Consider the following 16468-nt stretch of genomic DNA (forward strand, 5'->3'; position numbering starts at 1 on the left):
AAAACGCAGATAATTTAACATATTTAACCCAAAAATACAGCGGTTTTTGTAAAAATATTGTCATTTTATCATCGCTAAATTTTAATTATACCCAAAAATATGCTATTATTAATCGCAAATTTAATAAGATGAGCAAGCAGACATGAGCGAGAATAAAAGCGGATTTTTTGCCCGCATGAAAGCAGGATTGTCCAAATCCAGTAAGAATTTATCAGAAGGTCTGATGAATGCCTTAGTCGGTGGCAAAGAAATTGATGATGAGTTGTTAGAAGAAGTCGAAGACCAGCTTCTTGTGGCGGACATTGGCGTGGATGCGACCAACAGGATTATCACAAGCCTGACCGAGCAGACGGCACGGGGCGATTTGATTTATTCGCATTCGTTATATAAAGCCCTAAAAAAGGAATTGGTGAACATCTTAGAGCCCAAGGTTGCACCACTTGTCATTGACACAACCAAAAAGCCTTTTGTCATCTTAATGGTTGGGGTTAATGGCGTGGGTAAAACGACAACCATTGGTAAACTTGCCAAACGCTTACAAGGTGAGGGCAAATCGGTCATGTTGGCGGCAGGTGATACTTTTCGTGCAGCGGCCACCGAGCAACTGCAAGTTTGGGGTGAACGAAACGGCATTTCTGTGGTGGCACAAGGACAAGGTTCAGACAGTGCATCGGTGATTTTTGATGCCATGCAGTCTGCCAAAGCCAAAGGCATTGATGTGCTGATTGCTGACACCGCAGGGCGACTACAAAACAAGACTTATCTTATGAATGAGCTTGAAAAAGTCATTCGTGTCATGAAAAAAGCAGATGAGAGTGCCCCGCATGAGTGTATGATTGTGCTAGATGCTGGTACAGGTCAAAATGCCATCAGTCAGATTAATCTGTTTGGCGAGGTTGCCCCATTGTCAGGTGTTACCATCACCAAGCTAGATGGCACAGCAAAAGGGGGTGTGGTTTTTAATGTCGCCCAAACCACCGACGTGCCCATTCGTTTTATTGGGGTGGGTGAACGTATTGATGATTTACAGCCCTTTGATTCAAAAGAATTTGTAGATGCACTCATCGGCGAGGAAAAATGACAAAAAGGCGAATGTATTTCGCCTTTTATTATATAGGATAAATTAAAAACAAACTTATGATAACCACACACTATTATCCGCCCATAGATTTGCCGATGATTACTTTGACGGTAAAAGATGGCAAGTTATTGGCATTGGATTGGTATAATAATAAAACCGCCCAAATTTTTGATAAATTAAATCAGCATGCAGTTTTTATAAAACAGGCAGATTTAAAAAATGATGATAAAAATCAATCAATCGCCTTGCAGGTTATTACCCAGTTAGACGAGTATTTTAATGGTGAACGCATGGTATTTGAATTACCGCTTGATTTATCACATGGTACCGATTTTCAGATAAAAGTTTGGCAAACGCTCTGCCAAATCCCTTATGGACAAACGATAAGTTACAAAGAGCTGGCAACCATGATAAATAAGCCCACCGCACATCGTGCCTGTGCTAATGCCAATGGCAAAAACTTAATCTCGCTTATCATACCGTGTCATCGTGTGATAGCATCGGACGGTACGCTGGGTGGGTATACAGGTGGAGTGTCAATTAAGCGAATATTGCTTGATTTGGAGAGTAAGAATTTGATATAAAAACCCAAAAACTTTATAGGGCGTGCCTGCCCCTTTATAACAATATTTACAATATAGAAATATTTTAGAAATAGACTAATCATTTTTGCATGAAAAATGGCTAAATCTTGTGGCTCGAAGTCAAAAGCTCGTTTGATAGAACGACTATCAAACTTCGCTTTTTCCTTGAAAAACGTGCAATTTTTCGTGATTTTAATTGCAAATACAAAAGGCAGGCACGCCCTAATATTTGAATCGGAAAATACAAGGTGGGTTATATCCATTTTAAATGCCAATAATGTCATAGGCAAAATATAACCCAGCTCTACAATCTTTATACAAAATTTACGGTCTGGCAGGTAAAATAAGTGGCAATAAAGCTCCATAACCCTCTTTTTGCATCTGTGCTTTTGGTATGAATTTTAGTGCATTGCCATTGATACAATAACGCAAACCCCCTCTGTCTTGTGGCCCATCAGCAAATACATGTCCCAAATGTGAATCCGCCACTCTTGAACGCACTTCTGTGCGAATCATATTATAACTGTCGTCTTTGTGTTCGGTGATGACCTCTGGGGTGATGGGTTTTGTAAAGCTTGGCCAACCACAGCGAGAATTGTATTTGTCGGTAGATAAAAATAAAGGTTCACCACTAACAACATCTACATACAAGCCGTCATCAAATAATTGGTCATAGTCATGACTAAATGCCCATTCTGTTTTTGCTTGTTGCGTGATGCGATATTGGGCATCGGTCAGGGTTTGTTTTAAATTATCTTTATCAAAATTTTGATAGCGTGTTGGTTCTAATGCTTCATCAACGGTCTTTGCCAGAGCCAAAGTATTGGGGCTGTTTTTGGTGATTTTTTTATTGGCAAGACTTAAATCAACATGACAATAACCGTCAGGGTTTTTGGTAAGATAATCTTGATGGTAGTTTTCTGCCATGCTAAAATTGGATAACGGCAGGTTTTCAACGGCAATTTTTTGTTGGTACTTATCTTGTAAGGCGTTTAGTGCTTTATCAATGACCGCTTTATCTTGTGTATTGACGTAATAAATGCCCGTGCGATACTGTATGCCACGGTCATTGCCTTGCTTGTTGATGCTGGTGGGGTCAATAATGCGAAAATAGTACTGTAATAATGTATCTAAGTCCACTTTGTCAGCATCATATGTTACCTTGACGGTCTCGGCATGACCTGAACCTCTGATGACCTCCTCATAGCTTGGATTTGGTAGATTTGGACTGCCATTGGCATAGCCACTTACCGCATCCAAAACGCCGTCAATGCGTTCCATATAAGCCTCAACACCCCAAAAACAGCCCCCTGCCAAATAGATGGTGCTCACGTTAGCCGTATTGCCATTACTGTTGTAATAGTTGGTGTTTTGGCTGGGTTGGGTCATGATGCTGTTTTGTGTTTTTAAGGCTTCTAGGGCATTAGGGTTATCTGCCAAATAGTTCATTTGTTCTTGGCTTAGATTTCCCCTGTTAAGATACACAAGTTTACCGTGTTTGTCTAATATTGCCCAACTTGGATAGGCTTGTACGCCCAGCTGAGTGATGATTTTCGCTTCTGTGTCAATTAGTACAGGTAAGGTAGGATAGTCTGCTTGTAATACTTGATACCAATCTTTAAAGGTCTGAGTGGGTTTTTCTCCAAGGTGATTTGGGCTGACAACAGTAACAATATTAAAGTCTGAAAATTTGGGGTCGTTGTGCCAGTCTTGTGTTTCTTGTAGTGTGCCTAGGCACAGAGGACACCAACTTGCCCAGAATTTTACCAATGTGGGTTTATTTGGATTGATGACCTCTTTGCCTGTATCACCCAATCCTGAGGTTATCTGAGGTAAGTTGTGCAGTTGCGATAATAACTCATTGGGTAATACATCGCTACTTTGGTGTAGCTCGGTTTGGTTGCCATGATGGTCACCGATGCCTTTGCCACAAGCGATGAGCGTAAAGATGCTTGTGGTGGCACTAAGTCCAAAAATGCCAATATTTTTGACGAATCGTTTGGAAAACATGCTTAATTTACTCCTGTTGTAACCTATTATCTAAATGGTGTCGCCAGCTGATTTTATCAATGATGCACGTGCGACACCGTGCCTATATTACGTTTAGTATTTGTACTCACTTGCCTTAAATGGGCCGTTCACATCTACCCCCAAATAGTCCGCTTGTTCTTGGGTGAGTTTGGTCATCACACCATTAAAACCTGCAACCATGGCAGCAGCCACCTCCTCATCTAGCTTTTTGGGTAGGACTTTGACATAGACACTGTCTTGTTTTTTATCAGCTGGCAGTTTGGCAAAGGCTTCTTGATACAGATGAATCTGGGCAAGTACTTGATTGGCAAATGAACCATCCATGATGCGAGAGGGGTGTCCTGTGGCGTTGCCTAAGTTGACAAGACGACCTTCGGATAAAACAATCAGATAATCCATCTCATCATCGGAGCGATAGACTTGATGAACCTGTGGTTTGACCTCTACCCATTTCCAATGTTTACGCATAAAATCAGTGTCAATCTCGGTATCAAAATGCCCAATGTTGCACACAACGGCCGTGGATTTTAAGGCTTTTAACATTTGGGCATTACACACATGGTAGTTGCCTGTGGTGGTAACAACAAGGTCAGTATCTGCCATCAGTGTGGTGTTTACTCCTTGACTTTGCTCACCATCTATAAATGGCGATACCAACTCATAGCCATCCATACATGCTTGCATGGCACAAATGGGATCAATCTCGCTCACACGCACAATCATGCCCTCTTGACGTAGGCTTTGAGCTGAGCCCTTGCCCACATCACCATAGCCGATGACAAGTGCACGCCGACCAGATAAAAGCATGTCCGTACCACGTTTGATGGCATCATTTAAAGAATGACGACAGCCGTATTTGTTGTCATTTTTGGATTTGGTAACAGCGTCATTGACATTGATGGCGGGGACTTTGAGTTCTCCTTTGTGAAGCATTTCAATCAAGCGGTGTACACCTGTTGTGGTTTCTTCGGAAATGCCGTGAATGGTATCTAGCATTTGGGGGTATTTATTATGAATGAGTGCAGTCAAGTCGCCACCGTCATCTAGGATAAGGTTGGCGTCCCACAGTTTGCCGTCTTTGTGGATTTGTTGCTCCAAGCACCACTCGTACTCTTCTTCGGTTTCGCCTTTCCATGCAAAGACAGGGATTCCTGCTTGGGCAATGGCGGCGGCGGCGTGGTCTTGGGTGCTAAAAATATTGCAAGAAGTCCAACGAACTTCTGCACCTAAGGCAACGAGCGTTTCAATCAAGACAGCCGTTTGGATGGTCATGTGGATACAGCCCACGATTTTTGCCCCTGCCAGTGGTTGTTCACTGGCGTAGCGTTTGCGAATGCCCATGAGTGCAGGCATTTCAGTTTCAGCAAGTTTAATCTCTTTACGGCCAAAGCTGGCAAGGCTAATATCGGCGACTTTGTAGTCGGTGGGGTTTGACGCTGCGTTCATACAGTTTTCCTTAAAAATGAATTGATAAACAGGGCGTGTTGAACTTTTATAACACAATTTAATATTTACAAATATTTTAAAAATAACATAATGTTTTTGCATGAAAAAAATCTTGTTTGATAAAATGACCATCAAACTTCACTTTTTCCTTGAAAAACGTGCGATTTTTCGTGATTTTCATTGCAAATACAAAGATTTAACACGCCCTAAAAAACGCAGATGTCGTTGTTTTATAATGGTTAAAATACGGCTAAAAATACATTAAAAATTGGACGTACAAGACAAAAGGCGGACACGTTCTATTTAGCCAATAATATCAAATCATTAAACCAAGCCTGACTTAAAAAAGTTGCAACATCTCTTGGTGTGTTCATTATACCAAAATAAGAATAAATTTCAAAATAACAAATTTTAGACCAAGCAGATGATATGTCATAATAATGGCATGATAAAATAGATAAAATATAAATTTTTAAGACCATCATCAATAAAACCGCTCTTACCATGTCTACTGTGTCAAAATCTTCATCTTATCCATCTGTTGTGATGTTATCTATCAAATCCTATCTTGTGATGACCCTAACCGTGTTGTCTCTTGCCTTGCCTGTGGCAGGTTTTGCCAATGTTGTCTTAGCTGACAACATCTCCAAAGGTGAGGCATTTGCACCACAAGACAGTTTTGGGCGTGATACACCAAGAAGCACCATACAAAACTTTGTCAAGGCCTTGTCAGATAAGGATGTGGATTTGAGTGCAAAGTATTTGGACTCTGACTTTTTAAAAAAACAAAAAACCTCTGATGCCATCATTCATGACCTAAAAATCGCCCTTGACAAAGGTGGACGTTTGCATCCTGATTTGGCAATCAGCGATAAAAGTGAGGGCGATTTGGCAGACAGATTGCCAAGCAATCTAGAAAAAGTTGGTACCATTCATGTTGGTGATGACAAAATAGACTTGCTACTTGTCAGAAAAACTGACAAGGATAATGTGGTTTATTGGCAAATTTATAAAGACACGCTTACCAAATTGCCCAAAAATCTGACCGAAAATCGTACCACGCTTGCCGATGCCTTTGGGTTTGATTTTGTTGGCGATAGACAGCTTTTGGGGCATAAAATATCAGACATTGTGTCGTTTATTATTTTGACGGTCATTGGCTTGTCACTGCTTTGGGGTGGGCTTTGGATGGTGTGGGGGGTGTTTGCCTTTTTATATCCCAAAGTGCGTGGCAAACCCTTTGGCATACCGTCCAAAGCCTTGTTGCCGTTGGCGGTGGTGATTTTGGCATCCATGCTCCCTGAGATGATGGTGCAAATGGCGGTGCCTGTTACGCTTCGCTCGGCGGTAACTCGGGGTATTGAAGTGGTGGCGTGGCTGGCGACTGCTTGGCTTGCCTTGCGTGTCATTGATGCGGTGTTTATGCGTGCCGAAGAAAACAGCCGAAAGCACAGACGGCTTGAACAGGTATCCATTTTAAATCTGTTTAGAAAGGTTGCCAAAGCCTTTATGCTCATTTTGGCGATTATCATCATTTTTGGTAATTTGGGCTTTGATTTGACCACAGGGATTGCCGCTTTGGGGGTGGGGGGTCTTGCTCTTGCGTTCGGGGCTCAAAAAACCATTGAAAATCTCATCGGCTCGGTGATGGTCGTGGCGGACAGACCTGTGCGTGTGGGAGATTATTGTCGATTTGGGATGATGGAAGGGACGGTGGTGGATATTGGCATTCGTTCAAGTCGCATTCGTACGCTGTCTCGGACGATTGTAACTGTGCCAAATGGCGAGTTTAGTGCCATGCAGATTGAAAACTATGATGCTCGGGACATGTTTTATTTTTATCATTTTTTATACCTAAAACGCACAGCAAATCCTGATGAAATTGGTAGGCTTATCAAAGATTTACAGCTATTTTTGGAAAATCATGTCTATGTGAATGATGAATGGACACTGGTAAGGTTAAGTGAGTTACGTCAAGATGCGTTTGTCATTGAAATGCGGTGCTATCTCAATGCGTCCGATGTTACGGTGTTTTGGAAAAAACAAAGTGAACTGCTCATTGATGTGTTAAATGAAGTGGCAAAATATGACGTAGAACATGCCTTGCCCAGTCAAGAGATTAAGATTAAAAAGGATGATGAGTTTGATGAATTGGTAACATAAAAAAAGAGGGGTATAGCCTCTCTTTTTTTGATTTGGAGGTCCATAATACTAAAAATCAGGGTGTAAAAACCCCAACAAGCCAAATATATACCCTAGCACCATCGACGTTACGACAAAGCCAATCAAAGCACCAATGCTAATTAAGATGGGTTTTAGCCATGTTTTTCGCTCATACTCATCACCTAGCTCATCTTTGACATAGGCAACCTGCTTTTTGCCAAGACCGAAATACCAAGCAAATAGAATGATAAGCCCTGTGGCATTAGGTAGGCTAATACCTGTCGTCATTTCAAAAATCACCAAGCCAAACATGATGGCAAGTACAATAAATGCCAAAGTTTTGCTTTGCTGTGCTAATTCATCTTCGCCCAATTCCTGCCAGTTTAGAGCGTGCATATAAATGGCGACAGGCACGAAAATTAGGGCAATAAAGGTGGCTTTATTGGGGTTCCATAGATAGGGCGTGTAATATTCATCTGCACTAGAATCATAGCTTGGGCTTTGATAGGGGTTAAAGCTTGGCTCGGGTGATGGTTGGTTGTGATGAATGGGCTGTGGCGAGGTAAAAAAGTGAGGTTCTTGGGTTTGTAGTTTGGCATCGTAGTTTGGACGGACGGCGGGGTTTAGTAGCCATTCATTGACTGCTTTGATGACTTTGGGGTCCAAGGTCTGGGCATGGGTATTTAGAGCTTGGCGGATTTGCACATCCGTGGCGTGTGCCGACAATTCTAAGACTTGATAAAGGTTTATCATGTATTATCCTAATATTTCAAAATATAACCATATCATACCACAATATTACTATAAAATAAAAAGAAAAATTATTTATGAGTGATGATTTCTTATTAACCCATGAAAATTTATTATCAATGACCCAAAAAAGCTTTGTTTTGTAAAAATATTGTTACAATGCCCATCTTTATAAAAATATGGCAACAAAACAATCATGAACAAAAACACGCTTATCATTGGCTTTATGCTATTTGCCTTTTTCTTTGGTTCGGGCAATTTGATTTTTCCACCCAAATTGGGCTTTGAAAGTGGGCAATTTTTTATCCCTGCTATGTTGGGTTTTATCTTGACAGGTGTGGGTCTGCCTTTGGCGGTTTTGATGATTGGTTCAAAGTATGACGGTGGCTATCAGCATGCTCTTGCTAAGATTCATCCTTGGTTTTCGGTGGCATTATTGTCAGCGATTTATCTGACCATCGCTCCGTTTTTTGTCATTCCACGTACAGGAGCGGTGGCGTATGAGATGGCGGTGTTGCCATTTTTGCAGGCACCAAACTGGACAAGCCTGTTCATCTTTACCGTGATTTATTATGCCATCTCACTGTGGCTGTCTATCAATCCGAGCAAATTGGTTGACCGTATTGGAGCGATTTTAACGCCCATCTTATTTGTTACAGTATTGGCACTTATTATCATCGCATTTATTAAGTTGGGTGCTAATCCTGCCAGTATTGCCCTGCCAAATTATGATGGTAAGGCGTTTTTTATTGGTTTTTTAGAAGGATATAACACCATGGATATGATTGCATCTGTGGCGTTTTCAGTGCTGGTCATGAATGCCATTAGCCAAAAACTCGGTAAGCGTGCTGATTTGTTTGTTGAAACCACAAAATCAGGGCTGATTGCCATCTCTGCATTGGCACTGATTTATCTGTCCCTTGGCTGGATTGGCAATCATCTGCCCATATCATCAGATGAGATGACACAGGTGGCGGACAAAGGGCAAAACATCGGCACGTTTATTTTGAATAAATCGGCGGTGCTGGGTTTTGGCTCATCAGGTGGGGTGGTGTTAGGATTGATTGCTTCTTTGGCGTGTCTGACCACAACCGTGGGTCTGACTGTATCAGCATCGGAGTATTTTCACAAAATTTTTCCCAAAATCGGTGCGGTGAAATTATCTTACAAATCCTATGCCATCACCTTTACACTCATCGGTTTTATTTTGGCAAATCAGGGACTAAGTGCGGTAATTGACAAATCCATTCCTGTGCTGTTGGTATTGTATCCAATTACCATGACAGCGATGATTTTGTTGGGATTGCATCTCATCAAGCCCCTGCCTGCCATCGCCAAACAAGTAAGCCTTGCTTTGGTAACGATGGTATCGGTGCTGTCTGTTGTGGGCGTGAGTGTTCCTTTAAAAGAATATTCGATGGAGTGGCTACCATTTGCCATTGTCGGGCTGATTATAGGGCTTATTTTTGATAAGATTAAAAAATAAGTCAAAATAAACCCCAAACTTGCATATTTGGGGTTTATTTTTATTAAGGCATTTCTATTGCTGAGTATGTGCCTGTAAAGCCTTTTTTGCCCACACCCTTTTACTAATGCTATGAATGATTAAGGTAATCAGTAGCCCCCAAAAATAACTCATCATTTGATATATCATGCCTCCATGTCGCCATGCAATCGGCTCTACCTTATCATCAATGAGTTTATAATGATATTCGACGGGGTCGGCAAGGCTGTCGTTCCATGTTTTTAATAAATAGGTTTGGTCGGGATTTTGATGAAGTTTAAGTCGCCATACGCTATTTGTAGATTGTATGGGATTTTTGCATAATTGGTAATCGTTGGGTGCTTGTTCATACTCTTTTAGGATAACAAGTGGTAAAAGTTTGTCGTCTTTTGTGGTTGTTGTGGCACAAATATTAAAATAGTCGCTCGGCTGTCTAAATGCAGGTTTGTTAAATAGCGAGATAAGCTGGCTTAATGCTATCCATATTAAGATAAATAAGAAAAAGCGGACGATTTTGTATTGAAGTAATTTTTTCATGGGGTTGGGTTGAATTGGGTTATTGAATTTTTGTTTCATTGACGTGAGTTTAATCAATTATCAAATTTTAAAATAGGGCGAATTGCAATTCGCCCCTACACATCTATTTAAATAAAATAATGGGGCGTATATCTCATACATCAATTAAATCCAAAACATTATACAAAACCCACCCCACCCACGCAACCGCCCCAAATCAACGCTATGCAAATTCCCCCTATCTATATGCCATTTTTGCATTACCCTTTTTGACGGCTTTTTTTTACCATATCGCCATTAACAGCCAAACGGAACCAGCCATGTATCAATATTCCTATGCCGACCAAGCCCTTGTCAATGAACGTGTCGCCCAATACCGCCGTCAGACCGAGCGGTATTTGGCAGGCGAGTTGCCCGAAGATGAGTTTTTGCCCATTCGCCTACAAAACGGACTCTATATCCAACGCCACGCCCCCATGCTTCGTATCGCCATTCCCTATGGGCTTTTGGCAAGCTATCAAATGCGAACGCTGGCTCACATTGCCGACACTTATGATAAGGGCTATGGGCATTTTACCACTCGCACCAACATTCAGTTTAACTGGGTCAAATTGCCCGAAGTCCCCGACATCTTACAACTACTGGCGGACAACCAAATGCACGCCATTCAGACATCGGGCAACTGCATTCGCAACACCACGACCGACCCCTATGCGGGCATTCATGGCGATGAGATTGCCGACCCACGCCCCTACTGCGAGATTATCCGCCAATGGAGTACCTTTCACCCAGAGTTCGCCTATTTGCCACGCAAATTTAAAATTGCCGTCATTGGCACAACTGCCGACCGTGCCGCCACGCAGGTGCATGACATTGGGCTTCATGTGGTACAAAAAAATGGCGAGATTGGTTTTGAAATCATCGTTGGGGGCGGACTTGGGCGGACACCGATGATTGGTAAAGTCATTAACGAATTTTTGCCACGCCGTCATTTATTAAGTTATTTGGACGCTATTTTAAGGGTGTATAATTTAGAAGGACGGCGTGATAATAAATACAAAGCTCGTATTAAGATATTGGTTGAGAGTATGGGTAAAGATGAATTTGCCAAAAAAGTGGATATAGAATGGCAATATTCCAAAGACGGCGATTTGACATTGACCGATGAGCATTTTAAAAAGGCAGAAAGTTATTTTAGCGAGCCTGATTATGAAACGATTGACCCATTAACTGCCAATGACATTTTGCAAAAACAATTAAATGCCGATAAAGAGTTTAAAAATTGGTATGAGCATAATACCGTCATTCATAAAATAAACGGTTATAAAGCGGTTGTGATTTCACTAAAAGCAGGCGTGATAAATGACAAATATATTCCAGCAGGCGATTTGACAAGTTACCAGATGAATAAACTTGCTGATTTGGCGGATAAATATTCCTTAGGCGAGATTCGTGCCACGCATCAGCAAAATTTGGTATTGGGCGATGTTAAAATCACCGACCTGTATGACTTATATCACGCCCTAAAAGAGCTTAATTTGGCACGAGCCAATATCGGCACGCTGACTGATATGATAGTTTGCCCAGGGTTTGATTATTGTTCGCTTGCCAATGCCACCACGCACAATATCGCCCATAACATTGAAAATGCCTTTAATGATTTGGATTATTTATATGATTTGGGGCAAATTCGCCTAAATATGTCAGGCTGTATGAATGCCTGTGCTCATCATCATGTGGGCGATATTGGCATTTTGGGCGTGGACAAAAAAGGCGAACATTGGTATCAGATTAGTCTGGGCGGAAGTTCTGGGGCGGACGCACGACTTGGGCAGATATTGGGGCGAGCGGTATCGGCTGATGATGTGGCGGATACGATTTTAACCATTGCCAATGTTTATAAAAACAATCGCCAAGAGACGGCGGACGATATAGAAACCTTTGCCGATTATGTGCAACGAGCAGGTATTGCTCCATTTAAAGAAGCGGTATATGGTTAATATAAAAAGGATAAAAATATGAAATTGATTATTTTAAAAAATGACGTAATAAGCCAAGAAGTTTCGGACGTGGTGTTATATGCCACCAATATGTCCGATGATGAAAAAACGGCATTATCACAAAGTATTGATTTGACAATAAGCGATACATTGGCAAATAAAGAAAACACCCTAATCACCATATTAGCAAAAGATTATCAAGATAGTCATTTGGATTATCATATTTTATTAACGGCTGATGATAATGAACATGAATTGGCACAAAGTTTGGATATTAACACATTAAAAAATATCCTAATTTATGTCAAAGATTTTAAAGACGGGCGAGTCTTTAGCCTAATCCGCCAACTCCGCAAAATCAATGACCACGCCACGATAATCGTGGGCGGTGCGTTTGGGCTTGACCAGTCCAGTTATTTTGTCAAATCAGGGGCAAATGGTTTTATTGTAGATGATGATAAAGTAGATACACTGATATTAACCTTAAATGATTTAAAAACCGCCCAAAGCCGACAATCAGTCAATGCGTTGCCGATGTTTCGCTAGGTTTTAAATTTAAAATAAATTTTTGTAAAAATTAGAATTATAGAAAACCGTTCGTGGTGAGCTTGTCGAACCATGAAAAGGTTTTCTATCACCCTTCGACAAGCTCAGGGCGAACGGAAAACCTAGTTCAGCATACTTTTTGGACTACTGCCAAATGTAGATATGTAGGGGCGAATTGTAATTCGCCCAAATAAACTTTACCATAGGATAAATGATATTGTCCTATGGTTTTTTATATTTAAAAAATTTCAAAAATTAAATAAAAAATTTAATATGCCAAAACCGATTAACGATAGTAATTTTTATAAGATTACAAATAAAAAATTTCGTTTTATGATATATCCACCTTAGTTAATTGGAGCTTATCATGTCAAAAACTATTGTGAATGAACAAAACCTTGATGAATATAATTCATCACTTACTTGTAAAACGCCCCAAGAGATTGTCAAATGGGCATTATCCATTGCCAAAAATCCCATTATTACCACCAATTTTCGCCCTTATGAAGCGTCTATTTTGCATTTGGTGTCAAGCATTCGCCCTGATATTACCGTGCTATTTGTGGATAGCGGATATAATACCGTGCAAACTTATAAACACGCCCAAAAACTCATTAAAGAATTAAATCTAAATGTGGTTACTTATATCCCTGCCCAAACTCGTGCCTTTCGTGATGTGGCATTGGCGGACGTAACCATAAACGGTATTCCTGATGTGGATAGCGACTATCATGCCGAATTTACCGAACAGGTCAAATTAGAACCGTTTCGCCGTGCATTGGCGGAGTTAAATCCTGATGTGTGGTTTAATGCCATTCGTAAAGACCAAACCGAATTTCGTACGGCATTGGACGTATTAAGTCTATCCAAAGACGGTGTATTAAAAGTCGCTCCGTTGTTTTATTTATCGGCAGATGAATTAAATACCTATCAAGCCAATCATGGATTACCCACCATAGCAGACTATGGCGAAGATGATTATTTTGACCCAACAAAGGCATTGGCACACCGTGAATGCGGATTACATACGCAATTATAAAAAATGTCATATTTAAAAGGTTTTCCGTTCGCCCTTGTATCAACCCAACACCAAACCTAGATTATCTGCTAGAATGTTGTTGGGTTATACAAGCAAAGAGAACACGGGTTCGCCCTTAGTGTCTTAACACTGGTGCTCAGATGGTGTCCTTTGCTTGTCATCTTAACTCTGAATGGTATCTAAGTGCGTTTATTAAAACAGACACTGCATAAACAAGGCAAGAGACAGATGATACACTATATTGGCATAGACATCAGCAAAGCAAAGTTTGATGTTGCATTTATAAACCCAAGCACAAATAAAGTAAAAACCAAGGTTTTTAACAACAACAAAGCAGGCTTTGATTTACTGCTTGCTTGGTTAAAAACCAATGTCAGCAATCATCTTGATGAGCTACACATCATCCTAGAAGCAACAGGGGTTTATCATGAACACCTAAGTGAGTTTCTTGATGATAATAATATCAAGCAAAGCATTGTCAATCCTAACTATGTCCGCAAATTTGCAGACAGTTTGGGGGTAATCCATAAAACTGATAAAAAAGACAGCATTATTTTATCAAGGTATGGTTATAGCCACAAGCCTGAGGTTTGGGTAGCACCTAGCATTGAAGCCAAACAGCTAAAAGCTCTATTGGCTCGCTTAGAAGCACTCAAAGAAGATTTGCAACGAGAGCAAAACCGACAAGAGTTGCTCTTATCACCCAATCTGCCCGATTTGGTTAAAGCATCCATGCAAACAGTCATCAGTGTCCTTCAAGAGGAAATTGCCAAACTCACCAAAGACATTGATGACTTTGTTGACAAACAACCAAGTTTAAAGCAAGACAAAACCTTACTTGAAACCATTGACGGCATTGGTTCTGTTATTGCCAAAGAAGTGGTATGCTTAATACATACCAAACAATTTAAAAAAGCCTCACAGATGGCTTCGTTTTTAGGCTTAATACCCAAACAAAGACAGTCAGGTGTCTTTAAGGGAGCAACCAAACTGTCCAAACAAGGGCAAGTCTCTTTGCGTGCTAAGCTGTATATGTCTGCAATGAGTGCCATTCGTTATAATAGCACCATTAAGGCATTTTATGAACGATTACAACAAAACGGTAAAACCAAAATGCAAGCCTTATGTGCTTGTATGCGTAAATTGGTACATATCTGTTTTGGTGTTATCAAAACCCAAACATCCTTTGAGCAACAAGTATCTTTAAGTTAGTTTGTAAGATACTAGATACCAGATACTTAAAAAACCATTGACTTAGGTGGGGTATCATGGTATCTGAGCTATGCCTGCGGGTGGCGGAAAACCGTTATGGTTCGACAGGCTCACCACGAACGGTTTTCTTTTTAAACATTAACCAAATCAGCCAAAACGCCAATATGAATACCTTGCCTTTATTTTTTAATCTAAATCAAAAAACCGTACTCATCATTGGGGGCGGAGATGTCGCCCAAAGAAAAGCCACGTTATTAACCAATGCAGGGGCAAGGTTGGTTGTGCTTGCCAAAAATTTTGATAAAGATTTTAAAGAATTTTTGATTCATCATAATCATATCATCATTCAAAAATCCTATGAAAAACAGGATTTGATAGACATAAAAAATGAGCATGATATCATATTGGTAATTTGTGCCACCGATGATAATGAGTTAAATAAAATCGTTCATCAAAACGCCAAAGAAATTGGGCTGTTTATCAATGTCGTGGATACGCCAGAGTTATGCGATTTTATCTTCCCTGCGATTGTGGATAGAGACCCGATTACCATTGGCATTTCATCAAATGGTAAAGCCCCTGTATTGGCTCGCCTTATCCGTGCCAAAATAGAAAGCAGTTTGCCAAGCAATATCGGCGACATTGCCAAAAAAGCAGGCGAATTTAGAAATACTGTTAAAGAAAAATTAAGCACAATCAACCAAAGACGGCATTTTTGGGAAAAGATTTTTACCAATGCCTTAAATGACAAACCCATAAAAAATTTATCCGATGAATTAGATGATTTTATCAAAAATGACAATAAAAACACAGGCGAAGTCTATATCGTGGGGGCAGGGGCAGGCGACCCCGATTTATTGACCTTTAAGGCGTTGCGACTTATGCAACAGGCGGATGTGGTGCTGTACGATGCCCTTGTCTCGCCTGTCATTGTGGAGTTGTGTCGGCGTGATAGCGACAAGATTTTTGTCGGCAAAAAACGCAGTCATCACACCAAAACCCAAGATGAGATTAACACCCTTATCGTGCAGTATGCCAAGTGTGGCAAGCGTGTGCTACGCCTAAAAGGGGGCGACCCGTTCGTGTTTGGGCGTGGGGGCGAGGAGATGCTAGCGTGCCGTACTGCGGGCGTGCCATATCAAGTCGTGGCAGGGATTACGGCAAGCCTTGCAGGGGCGAGCGGGGCGGGCATACCGCTCACGCATAGGGGGCTTGCGACCAGTGTGCGGTTTTTGACGGCGTGCTATCAGGACAGCGAGTTTGACGGTCTAAAAAGCGTGTATCACAAGGACGAGACGCTCGTGTTTTATATGGGGCTTCATGCCATTGACAAAGTCGTGGCGAACCTGACCAAAAGCGGACTTAGCACGGATACGCCCATGGCGATTATCTCAAATGCCAGTTTGCCAAATCAAGCGGTACTGACAGGGTTGCTTTCAAATATTGTACAAAAACAAGCAGTTGCCAATCTGCCTGCCCCTGCAATTATCGTGGTGGGGAATGTGGTGGGGGTTTATGAGGGTGGGGGTTAGATTGTGGGTATAAATTTAAATTATTTGCCCCAAAAACAAAACCGCCCAAAATCATTTGAGCGGT

At 41.1% G+C, this 16468-nt stretch carries 13 protein-coding genes; 9 read left to right on the forward strand and 4 right to left on the reverse strand.

Features of this window, described 5'->3' with window-relative positions:
- Positions 1 to 142: 142 nt before the first annotated feature.
- On the forward strand, positions 143 to 1081 hold the full coding sequence (ftsY, locus tag AAHK14_RS09100) for a signal recognition particle-docking protein FtsY (RefSeq protein WP_194092598.1): 939 nt from the start codon (positions 143 to 145) through the stop codon (positions 1079 to 1081).
- A 56-nt stretch (positions 1082 to 1137) separates the two neighbouring features.
- Positions 1138 to 1665 (forward strand): methylated-DNA--[protein]-cysteine S-methyltransferase, encoded by a 528-nt coding sequence (locus tag AAHK14_RS09105; protein WP_066886496.1) that lies wholly within the window; start codon positions 1138 to 1140, stop codon positions 1663 to 1665.
- A gap of 324 nt (positions 1666 to 1989) precedes the next feature.
- Here the strand turns inward: AAHK14_RS09105 and msrAB are convergent, their stop codons facing one another.
- Positions 1990 to 3675: a bifunctional peptide-methionine (S)-S-oxide reductase MsrA/peptide-methionine (R)-S-oxide reductase MsrB gene (msrAB, locus tag AAHK14_RS09110; protein WP_194092599.1), complete on the reverse strand. Its 1686-nt coding sequence runs from the start codon at positions 3673 to 3675 to the stop codon at positions 1990 to 1992.
- A gap of 93 nt (positions 3676 to 3768) precedes the next feature.
- Positions 3769 to 5142 (reverse strand): adenosylhomocysteinase, encoded by a 1374-nt coding sequence (gene ahcY, locus AAHK14_RS09115; protein ID WP_194092600.1) that lies wholly within the window; start codon positions 5140 to 5142, stop codon positions 3769 to 3771.
- A 546-nt stretch (positions 5143 to 5688) separates the two neighbouring features.
- On the opposite strand from ahcY, the gene AAHK14_RS09120 reads away from it, so the two are divergent.
- On the forward strand, positions 5689 to 7305 hold the full coding sequence (locus tag AAHK14_RS09120) for a mechanosensitive ion channel family protein (RefSeq protein ID WP_346818245.1): 1617 nt from the start codon (positions 5689 to 5691) through the stop codon (positions 7303 to 7305).
- A gap of 48 nt (positions 7306 to 7353) precedes the next feature.
- Here AAHK14_RS09120 and AAHK14_RS09125 read toward each other — a convergent pair whose 3' ends face one another.
- Positions 7354 to 8058: a hypothetical protein gene (locus AAHK14_RS09125; protein WP_194092602.1), complete on the reverse strand. Its 705-nt coding sequence runs from the start codon at positions 8056 to 8058 to the stop codon at positions 7354 to 7356.
- Between the two features lie 193 nt (positions 8059 to 8251).
- Here AAHK14_RS09125 and brnQ point away from each other — a divergent pair, with 193 nt between their 5' ends.
- On the forward strand, positions 8252 to 9541 hold the full coding sequence (gene brnQ / locus AAHK14_RS09130; protein WP_194092603.1) for a branched-chain amino acid transport system II carrier protein: 1290 nt from the start codon (positions 8252 to 8254) through the stop codon (positions 9539 to 9541).
- A gap of 54 nt (positions 9542 to 9595) precedes the next feature.
- Here the strand turns inward: brnQ and AAHK14_RS09135 are convergent, their stop codons facing one another.
- A complete protein-coding gene (locus AAHK14_RS09135) occupies positions 9596 to 10096 on the reverse strand; it encodes a hypothetical protein (protein ID WP_156065167.1) in 501 nt (166 codons plus the stop codon).
- Between the two features lie 299 nt (positions 10097 to 10395).
- Between AAHK14_RS09135 and AAHK14_RS09140 the strand changes: the two genes are divergently transcribed.
- The 5 genes from AAHK14_RS09140 (at position 10396) to cysG (ending at position 16404) form a co-directional block, all read left to right on the forward strand.
- A complete protein-coding gene (locus tag AAHK14_RS09140) occupies positions 10396 to 12075 on the forward strand; it encodes a nitrite/sulfite reductase (RefSeq protein WP_194092604.1) in 1680 nt (559 codons plus the stop codon).
- 18 nt (positions 12076 to 12093) lie between these two features.
- Complete coding sequence (locus AAHK14_RS09145) at positions 12094 to 12621, forward strand: DUF934 domain-containing protein (protein WP_065256448.1); 528 nt, start codon at positions 12094 to 12096, stop codon at positions 12619 to 12621.
- 367 nt (positions 12622 to 12988) lie between these two features.
- On the forward strand, positions 12989 to 13660 hold the full coding sequence (locus AAHK14_RS09150; protein WP_065256447.1) for a phosphoadenosine phosphosulfate reductase family protein: 672 nt from the start codon (positions 12989 to 12991) through the stop codon (positions 13658 to 13660).
- Between the two features lie 183 nt (positions 13661 to 13843).
- Entirely contained in the window at positions 13844 to 14872 is a 1029-nt protein-coding gene (locus tag AAHK14_RS09155; RefSeq protein ID WP_083108321.1) for an IS110 family transposase, read from the forward strand.
- Positions 14873 to 14928: 56 nt separating this feature from the next.
- The gene (gene cysG / locus AAHK14_RS09160; protein WP_281133641.1) at positions 14929 to 16404 is read left to right on the forward strand and encodes a siroheme synthase CysG; all 1476 of its coding nucleotides are present in this window, start codon (positions 14929 to 14931) and stop codon (positions 16402 to 16404) included.
- Positions 16405 to 16468: the final 64 nt, after the last annotated feature.

Origin of the sequence: Moraxella sp. K1664, from assembly GCF_039693965.1 — a bacterium.
GTDB lineage: Bacteria > Pseudomonadota > Gammaproteobacteria > Pseudomonadales > Moraxellaceae > Moraxella.

What these genes read in the sequence shown, in the direction of transcription:
- ftsY (WP_194092598.1), top strand. Translation starts at nt 143, where the DNA reads ATGAGCGAGAATAAAAGCGGATTTTTTGCCCGCATGAAAGCAGGATTG.
- AAHK14_RS09105 (WP_066886496.1), top strand. Translation starts at nt 1,138, where the DNA reads ATGATAACCACACACTATTATCCGCCCATAGATTTGCCGATGATTACT.
- msrAB (WP_194092599.1), bottom strand. Translation starts at nt 3,675, where the DNA reads ATGTTTTCCAAACGATTCGTCAAAAATATTGGCATTTTTGGACTTAGT.
- ahcY (WP_194092600.1), bottom strand. Translation starts at nt 5,142, where the DNA reads ATGAACGCAGCGTCAAACCCCACCGACTACAAAGTCGCCGATATTAGC.
- AAHK14_RS09120 (WP_346818245.1), top strand. Translation starts at nt 5,689, where the DNA reads ATGTTATCTATCAAATCCTATCTTGTGATGACCCTAACCGTGTTGTCT.
- AAHK14_RS09125 (WP_194092602.1), bottom strand. Translation starts at nt 8,058, where the DNA reads ATGATAAACCTTTATCAAGTCTTAGAATTGTCGGCACACGCCACGGAT.
- brnQ (WP_194092603.1), top strand. Translation starts at nt 8,252, where the DNA reads ATGAACAAAAACACGCTTATCATTGGCTTTATGCTATTTGCCTTTTTC.
- AAHK14_RS09135 (WP_156065167.1), bottom strand. Translation starts at nt 10,096, where the DNA reads ATGAAAAAATTACTTCAATACAAAATCGTCCGCTTTTTCTTATTTATC.
- AAHK14_RS09140 (WP_194092604.1), top strand. Translation starts at nt 10,396, where the DNA reads ATGTATCAATATTCCTATGCCGACCAAGCCCTTGTCAATGAACGTGTC.
- AAHK14_RS09145 (WP_065256448.1), top strand. Translation starts at nt 12,094, where the DNA reads ATGAAATTGATTATTTTAAAAAATGACGTAATAAGCCAAGAAGTTTCG.
- AAHK14_RS09150 (WP_065256447.1), top strand. Translation starts at nt 12,989, where the DNA reads ATGTCAAAAACTATTGTGAATGAACAAAACCTTGATGAATATAATTCA.
- cysG (WP_281133641.1), top strand. Translation starts at nt 14,929, where the DNA reads ATGGTATCTGAGCTATGCCTGCGGGTGGCGGAAAACCGTTATGGTTCG.